Here is a 7,033-nt window from a genome sequence, read left to right as displayed (position 1 = left end):
AGCAGCATGCGCGAGCGCTCGAGCTTGGCGCCGGCCACCACGCGCGGCAGCTGGCGCTGGTGGCCCAGGTACTCGAGCTCGGTCAGGGCCTGGAACGCGGCATCGATGTCGCCCGCATGGAAGGCGATGCGCGAGCGCATCGCGTGGCTCAGGATCATGTGGTCGGGCAGGCCGACGTCGCGTGCCAGCGGCAGGTAGACGTTGAGCAGGTGCTCGGCCTGCAGCAGCTGGTTCGACTCGTAGACCGAACCCGCGTAGAGCACGCCGGCCCAGGCGTTGCCGTGGCTGTGGTTGTACGAGACCGCATGGGTCGCATCGACCGCCATGCGAAAGCGCGCGGTGGCCTGGCGCAGCCGACCTTCCTGCAGGTCGAACAGGCCGGCCAGCGACTCGGTGTACATGCGGTTGAAGGTGCTGCTGCCCTGCTGGCGTCGCGCGGCGTCGAGCAGGCGCTGCGCCTCGTGCTGGTCGCCGCGCACCGCGAGGATGTGCGCCATCGCGTTGAGCAGCACGCTGTCGGCGAAGGGCAGGCCGGTGGGCAGCCGCGCCAGGCTCAGGCGGCCGGCCTCGTAGGCCTCGTCGTGCCGGTCCTGCATCGCCAGCAGCAGCGGGATCAGCGTCTGCGCGCTCGCGCGCACCGCGGGCGTGGGGCTGTCGAGGCAGCCCGAGCTCTCGAGCTGCTGCATCGCCTGCCAGGGGCCGTGCGTGAAGCAGGTGGCCCACAGCGCGATCGGCTGCAGCGCGGGATGCTCGCGCAGCTGGTGCTCGGGGATGGCCGAGAACCAGCGCGCGAGCATGCGCATGCGGCCCTGCTCGAGGAAGCGGCCGGCATAGCTGTCGAGCAGGGTCAGCGCATGCGGATGGTCGCCGCCCTCGATCGCATGGTCGATCGCGGGCACCGGCCGCTGCTGCGATTCGTACCAGCCCGAGGCCGCGAGATGCAGCCGCGCGATCTCGCCGGGCATCTCGCGCGCGAGCTGGGCGCGCAGGAAGTCGGCGAACAGGCTGTGGTAGCGCCAGGCGCCGTCGCCGTCCGCGCCGCCGCTCACCGGCGTCAGGAACAGGTTGGCCGCGGCCAGCCGCTCGAGGATGGCCGCGCTGTCGGCGCGCGGGTTGAGCGCCTGGCACACCGAGGCATCGAGCTGGCGCAGGATGCTGGTGCGCAGCAGGAACTCGCGCACCTCGGCGGGTTGGTGCGCGAGCACGTCCTCGGCCAGGTAGTCGGCCACCGCGCGGTCGGAGCCCGAGAAGCGTTCGACGAAGCCGGTCGCGCTGCCATGGCGCTCGAGCGCCATCGAAGCCAGCCAGATCGCCGCGATCCAGCCCTCGGTCTTGCGGTGCAACTGCGCGAGCAGTTCGTGCGGCAGGGCCTGCGCGGCGGCGTCGCCGGCGTGCGGCCGCAGGCCGAAGAAGGCGCCGGTCTCCTCGAGGCTGAAGCGCAGCCGGTCGGTATCGACCTCCTCGAGCTGGCCGCGCGCGCGCAGCCGGCCCACGCCGAGGTCGGGCAGGCCGCGCGAGCCGATCACCAGCTTGCCGCCGCGCGGCAGGTGCTCGACGATCTCGCGCACCAGCCCGATCACCGCGGGTTCCTGCACCCCCTCGAAGTCGTCGAGGAACAGCACGAAGGGCGCGTCGTGCGCGGCCAGCGCGGCCACCGCGTCGAAGGGCGTGCGCGCGCGCGGCTCCTCCACGCCGAGGCGCAGCACGGCCTCGCCGAGGCCGGCCAGGAAGCGCGAGACGTCGTTGTCGGCGCGGTCGAGCGTGATCCAGGCGGTGGCGATGCCGCGCGCCTCGATGCGCTCGCGGCTCTGCGCCATGGTGGTGGTCTTGCCGAAGCCCGCGGGCGCGCGCACCAGCACCAGCTTGACCGCGCTGGCCGCGATGCGTTCGCAGATCGCGTCGCGCAGCACCTGCGTGGCGGCGAAGGCCGGCGGGCTGAGCTTGGTCTCGAGGATGCGGGCGGAAGGAGCGGACGACATCGCGAACGGCGGAGTGGGGCGCGGGCCGTGCGGTCGCCGCGGGGGAAGCGGATACCGTCGGTTCCGACGATGCCCGCGTCGATTCTGCTTCCTAAACTGGCCGGCGCCAAACCATCCAGCAAGGACCTCCGAAGATGCAACTCGATTCCCGCATTGCCGCCGTCGTCACCGGCGGCGCCTCCGGCCTCGGCGCGGCCACCGCGCGGCGCCTGGCCGGCCATGGCGTGAAGGTCGCGCTGTTCGACCTCAACGCGGCGCAGGGCGAGGCGCTCGCGGCCGAGATCGGCGGCGTGTTCTGCCAGGTCGATGTCACCTCCGAGACGCAGGTCGACGCGGCCTTCGAGCGCGCGCGCGCCGCGCACGGCCAGGAGCGCGTGCTGGTCAACTGCGCGGGCACCGGCAATGCCGTGAAGACCGCGAGCCGCGACAAGGCCACCGGCGAGATCAAGCACTTTCCGCTCGCCAACTTCGACCGCATCATCCAGATCAACCTGGTGGGCACCTTCCGCTGCATCGCCAAGTCGGCCGCCGGCATGCTCGCGCTCGACATGCTCGAGGACGGCGAGCGCGGCGCCATCGTCAACACCGCCTCGGTGGCCGCGCAGGACGGCCAGATGGGGCAGGCCGCCTACACCGCCTCGAAGGCCGGCATCGTCGGCATGACCCTGCCGATCGCGCGCGACCTCATGAGCGAGGGCATCCGCGTCAACACCATCCTGCCGGGCATCTTCGACACGCCGCTCTTGCAGGGCGCGCCCGACAACGTGAAGGCCGCGCTGGCGGCCTCGGTGCCGTTTCCGAAGCGGCTGGGCAACCCGGCCGAGTACGCGGCGCTGGCGGAGCTGATGATCACCAACGGCTACTTCAACGGCGAGAGCGTGCGGCTCGACGGGGCGATCCGCATGGCGCCCAGATAAACATGCGATCTACTTGTCGCGAAGAAGAAGGGAGCGAAATCCTAAAAAATGTTTGCAACTGAGTGCGAACTGTTAAAAAGAGATTTTTGCCAATTCCTTGTTGAATAATTGAGATAGTTTTTGGGATTTTCAGGCTGCTCGGCGCGGGCGTGTCTAATAGCACTGCGCAAGCCAATCACGCTTGCGAGAGATTGCCTCGGTCTTCCGTCATCGGAGAGGCAGTCATTCAGTGTGCATTGGCACATCGGGGAAACTAAAAGGGGCTTGAGCCTCTGGCCTTTAAATGATTCGTTATCGATTCGATGAAGACATAAAGAAATCTGTCAAAGATCTGTGTGTCTACAATAATTACTCCGGAGTTGTTGCGGTTGGGATGAATGTGTTCTTCGTTGGGGTGGCAATCGCGATAAGTGAATACAACGTCTGGTTTCTTCCGCTTTCCATTCTTCTCATCGGTTCCCGACAACGAGCCCTGGCAACGATTCTTCATGAGGCGGCCCATGGGACCTTGTGCAGAAACAAGGGGCTGAACAAGCTCCTGGGAACATGGTTCTCGGGTTACTTGGTCTTTCAGTCGTGGAGCGCCTATCGAGCATCGCATGTGCAGGCTCATCACACTAGATTGGGTCAGGCCGATGAAGACCCAGACTATCGCTTCTACGTTGAATCAGGTGTCTACGACACGAAGTCGCGCAATGTCTTCATCTACCGGCACATCGTAGGCCCGTTGATTCTTCTCAACTTCCTTTCGAGTGTTTTCTACTTGGTTCGGCATCGATTGCTGGGTGCCAATTCGCGCAGGGAGTTGCCCTATGTGCTTGCCGCCGTATCCGCGATGGCTCTTTTGGGATCGTTGATTGTCGGGCCGAAATTTTTTCTCCTTTATTGGCTGCTTCCTTATCTGACCGTGTTTCAGATAATCACGTGGTTCATCGAGCTGTCCGAACATTTCCCAATGGTGCGGTATGCAAAGAAGGACATAGAGGCGACACGAAATCGTTTCAGCCACGCACTGGAGCATTTCCTGACGGGCATGCATGGCGAGAACTTTCACTTGGTGCATCACCTTTTTCCTGGTGTACCGTTCTATCGGTTGAGGGCGGCGCATCGAATTCTGCTGAAAGACCCTATGTATGCCCGGCTGAACGCCAATGCGGGCGGCATCTTTCTTTCCAGCAACTTCGCTCCAGCCATCATTCCGACCATCCTGTCGGACTTGTCGTCACGCGATGGCAAGGCGGCTCATGCGTGAGTTTCATAAGGGTGTGCTGTATGCCCTTGGCGCGGCGGCGCTCAATGCGACGATCGGCGTCCTCACCAAGTTTGTGGTGGCGATGGGCTTGCAGACCGACGCAATCGCGGCGCTCAAGACGCTGATCGGATTCGCGATAGTGAGTGCGATCGGGCTTGGCTATTCGCGAACCCGTTGGCACGGCCAGTGGCGCGAGGTCGCACTCTGCGCCTTCTTCGGGATATTCGTGCTGTTCTTTTTCGAAACTGCTGCCTATGCACATGAGGCCGCGGCGAATGTGGTCGTGACCCTGATGGCGTTCGCCGCTTTGTCGGCGATCGTGCTGGGCTGGCCGCTGTTGGGTGACAGGCCGAGCTTTTTCCAGTGGGTCGGTCTGGGCGTGGCGCTCGTGGGCGTGGCCATGGTCGCTGGGGTGAGCGTTGCGCAGAGCCCGCGCGGAGTAATGCTGGCGGCCCTTGCAGGAACGGGCTATGGGGTGTTCTCGGTGTTGGTGAAGAAGTTCGGCCTGCCAGGCGGCTTCGCGCTCACTGCCCGGCTGCTCCTGTTCGGTTCCTTCTATCTTGCGACGACGGTTCAGTTCGATGCGCTGACGCAGGTGCGCTGGAGTCCGTCGGCCGTTGGCGCGCTGGTTTTGCTGGCGGTGTTTCCGACAGTTCTAGGCTTTGTGTGCACGACGCGAGCCATCCAGTTTCTCGCACCGGGACGAGTGCAGACGCTCGAACTCGCTGAGCCGCTTTTCGCAGGGGTGTTCGCCTTCGTTCTTCTGCGCGAGGTGCCCGGCCCGTGGGCCGTCGCAGGCGGCACTCTGGTCGTGCTTGGGCTGTATGTCTCCACGCGACAGCCGGGCGCGCGGCGCTCTGCCGAAGCATTGCCGTCGACCTCCTGAAGGCTGCGGTGGATGCGGCGCTTTACTCCGCCAGCGCCTTGGCCCCGCCCTGCCGGTCGTCCACCTTCTGCATGGTGTCGAGGATCTTCAGCAGGTAGTGCAGGGTGTGGGTCACGTCGTTGACCGAGAACCCCTCGAGCACCTGCTCGTGGTAGGCAAAGATCTTCGGCTGCGCCTCGACCACCCACACATGCTGTCCCGACTCGCTCATCGTCACCAGGCGTGAGCGCCGGTCGCGCCCTTCACATGGCCGTCGCGCTCCATGCGGCTCAGCAGGCCCGAGAGGTCCTGCCGGCTCACCTTCAGGTAACGCGCCAGGTCGCCCACGCTCATCCCCCTTCGCCTCGTCGAGCGACAGCGCGCCGAGCACCTCCCTGCTGCGTGTTTGGCCCCTCGCTCCAGTGAGCCGCGAGATCGGCAAAGCACTCGCGCAGCCCGCGTTCAAGTCGCGCGATGCCGGCCTGGGCGCGGAGCCGGTAGCGATCTGAGCTTCGCAAACTGCTGGTCGAGGAGGGCGCGGTGCTGTCCGCGCTGATCTCCCGGCAGAGGATCGTCGTCGACTGGCAGGAGCCAGCCCGTATGCCCATGGAGCAAGAAGCGCCGATCCTTGTGCGCATCGGGTGCCGACAGCTGCATGCGCACCTCGCGACCGAGGATGCGCGCGAGTGCATGCGGGCCTTCCTGGTCAAGTGCGAGCCGGTGTTTCGACACCGCCAGGCCCGCGCCCAAAATCGTCCGATCCGACGACGCCCGCCATATCCTGGGGGCCAACAATTCCCAGAGTCCCATCGAAGCCCCAGGAGAACCCATGCCCGAAGCCTATATCGTCGCCGCCGCCCGCACCGCTGGAGGCCGCCGCAACGGCCGCCTGGCCGGCTGGCATCCCGCCGACCTCGCCGCGCAGGTGCTCGACGCGCTGGTCGCGCGCACCGACGTCGATCCCGCCGCCATCGAGGACGTCATCATGGGCTGCGTCGGCCAGGCCGGCGAGCAGTCCTCGAACATCGCGCGCAACGCGGTGCTGGCCTCGCGCCTGCCCGAGTCGGTGCCGGCCACCTCGGTCGACCGCCAGTGCGGCTCGTCGCAGCAGGCGCTGCACTTCGCGGCCCAGGCCGTGATGTCGGGCAGCATGGACCTGGCGATCGCGGCCGGCGTCGAGAGCATGACGCGCGTGCCCATGGGCCTGCCGACCACCTTGCCGCTGAAGAACGGGCTGGGCTTCTACGTCAGCCCCGGCATGCAGAAGCGCTACCCCGGCGTCGAGTTCAGCCAGTTCACGGGCGCCGAGATGATCGCCGCCAACTACGGCATCGCGCGCGCCGAACTCGATGCCTATGCGCTGCGCAGCCACCAGCTCGCGGCCGCGGCCACGCGGGCCGGCCATTTCGAGCGCGAGATCGTGCCGGTGGCGGTGCGGCTGGCCGATGGCAGCGAGCCCGGCGAGATGCACCTGGCCGACGAAGGCATCCGCGGCGACGCGACGCTCGAGAGCATCGGCGCGGTCAAGCTGATTGCCGAGGGCGGGCGCGTGACGGCCGCGACCGCGAGCCAGATCTGCGACGGCGCCAGCGGCGTGATGGTGGTCAACGAGCGCGGCCTCAAGACCTTCGGCCTGAAGCCGCTCGCGCGCATCCACCACATGAGCGTGATGGGCCACGACCCGGTGATCATGCTCGAGGCACCGATCCCGGCCACGCAGCGCGCGCTGCAGAAGGCCGGCATGAAGATCTCCGACATCGATCTGTTCGAGGTCAACGAGGCCTTCGCGCCGGTGCCGCTGGCCTGGCTGCAGGTGACGGGCGCCGATCCCGAACGGCTCAACGTCCACGGCGGTGCCATCGCGCTCGGCCATCCGCTGGGCGCCTCGGGCACCAAGCTCATGACCACGCTGGTACATGCGCTGGGCCAGCGCGGCAAGCGCTACGGGCTGCAGACCATGTGCGAGGGTGGCGGCATGGCGAACGTGACGATCGTCGAGCGGCTCTGAACGCGGGGCGCT

5 protein-coding genes and 1 pseudogene are annotated in these 7,033 nt (G+C 66.6%); 4 read left to right on the top strand and 2 right to left on the bottom strand.

Annotated features, from left to right (window positions below; all coding sequences use genetic code 11):
* On the bottom strand, nucleotides 1–1,979 hold a 1,979-nt coding region (locus AC27VN_RS04210), incomplete at its 3' end, for a winged helix-turn-helix domain-containing protein (protein WP_490875733.1).
* Between the two features lie 134 nt (nucleotides 1,980–2,113).
* On the opposite strand from AC27VN_RS04210, the gene AC27VN_RS04205 reads away from it, so the two are divergent.
* The 3 genes from AC27VN_RS04205 to AC27VN_RS04195 all read left to right on the top strand — a co-directional run bounded on the left by AC27VN_RS04205 (nucleotide 2,114) and on the right by AC27VN_RS04195 (nucleotide 5,034).
* Nucleotides 2,114–2,896 carry an SDR family NAD(P)-dependent oxidoreductase gene (locus tag AC27VN_RS04205; RefSeq protein ID WP_093343296.1) on the top strand — a complete coding sequence of 261 codons (783 nt, stop codon included), beginning with the start codon at nucleotides 2,114–2,116 and terminating at the stop codon, nucleotides 2,894–2,896.
* A 283-nt stretch (nucleotides 2,897–3,179) separates the two neighbouring features.
* Nucleotides 3,180–4,148, top strand: a complete 969-nt coding sequence (gntB, locus tag AC27VN_RS04200) for a guanitoxin biosynthesis L-arginine gamma (S) hydroxylase (protein ID WP_490875732.1) — start codon at nucleotides 3,180–3,182, stop codon at nucleotides 4,146–4,148.
* Nucleotides 4,141–5,034, top strand: coding sequence for a DMT family transporter (locus AC27VN_RS04195; RefSeq protein WP_490875731.1), 894 nt, complete (start codon nucleotides 4,141–4,143; stop codon nucleotides 5,032–5,034). Before gntB ends, AC27VN_RS04195 begins: the two co-directional genes overlap by 8 nt.
* Nucleotides 5,035–5,056: 22 nt before the next feature.
* On the opposite strand, the pseudogene AC27VN_RS04190 reads toward AC27VN_RS04195, so the two are convergent.
* A pseudogene (locus AC27VN_RS04190) lies at nucleotides 5,057–5,446 on the bottom strand (MarR family transcriptional regulator); the annotation flags it as partial.
* 396 nt (nucleotides 5,447–5,842) lie between these two features.
* Between AC27VN_RS04190 and AC27VN_RS04185 the strand changes: the two are divergent.
* Complete coding sequence (locus AC27VN_RS04185; RefSeq protein WP_490875730.1) at nucleotides 5,843–7,021, top strand: acetyl-CoA C-acetyltransferase; 1,179 nt, start codon at nucleotides 5,843–5,845, stop codon at nucleotides 7,019–7,021.
* Nucleotides 7,022–7,033 lie beyond the last annotated feature (12 nt).

It is taken from the genome of Variovorax sp. 20P10.2.4 (assembly GCF_058244205.1).
Note: the sequence above shows the minus strand (reverse complement) of the source record. Positions and strands in the feature narration are given on the sequence as shown.

Bases quoted from the DNA above. Each gene is read 5' to 3' on its own strand.
- AC27VN_RS04205 (WP_093343296.1), top strand. From the start codon at position 2,114: ATGCAACTCGATTCCCGCATTGCCGCCGTCGTCACCGGCGGCGCCTCC.
- gntB (WP_490875732.1), top strand. From the start codon at position 3,180: ATGATTCGTTATCGATTCGATGAAGACATAAAGAAATCTGTCAAAGAT.
- AC27VN_RS04195 (WP_490875731.1), top strand. From the start codon at position 4,141: ATGCGTGAGTTTCATAAGGGTGTGCTGTATGCCCTTGGCGCGGCGGCG.
- AC27VN_RS04185 (WP_490875730.1), top strand. From the start codon at position 5,843: ATGCCCGAAGCCTATATCGTCGCCGCCGCCCGCACCGCTGGAGGCCGC.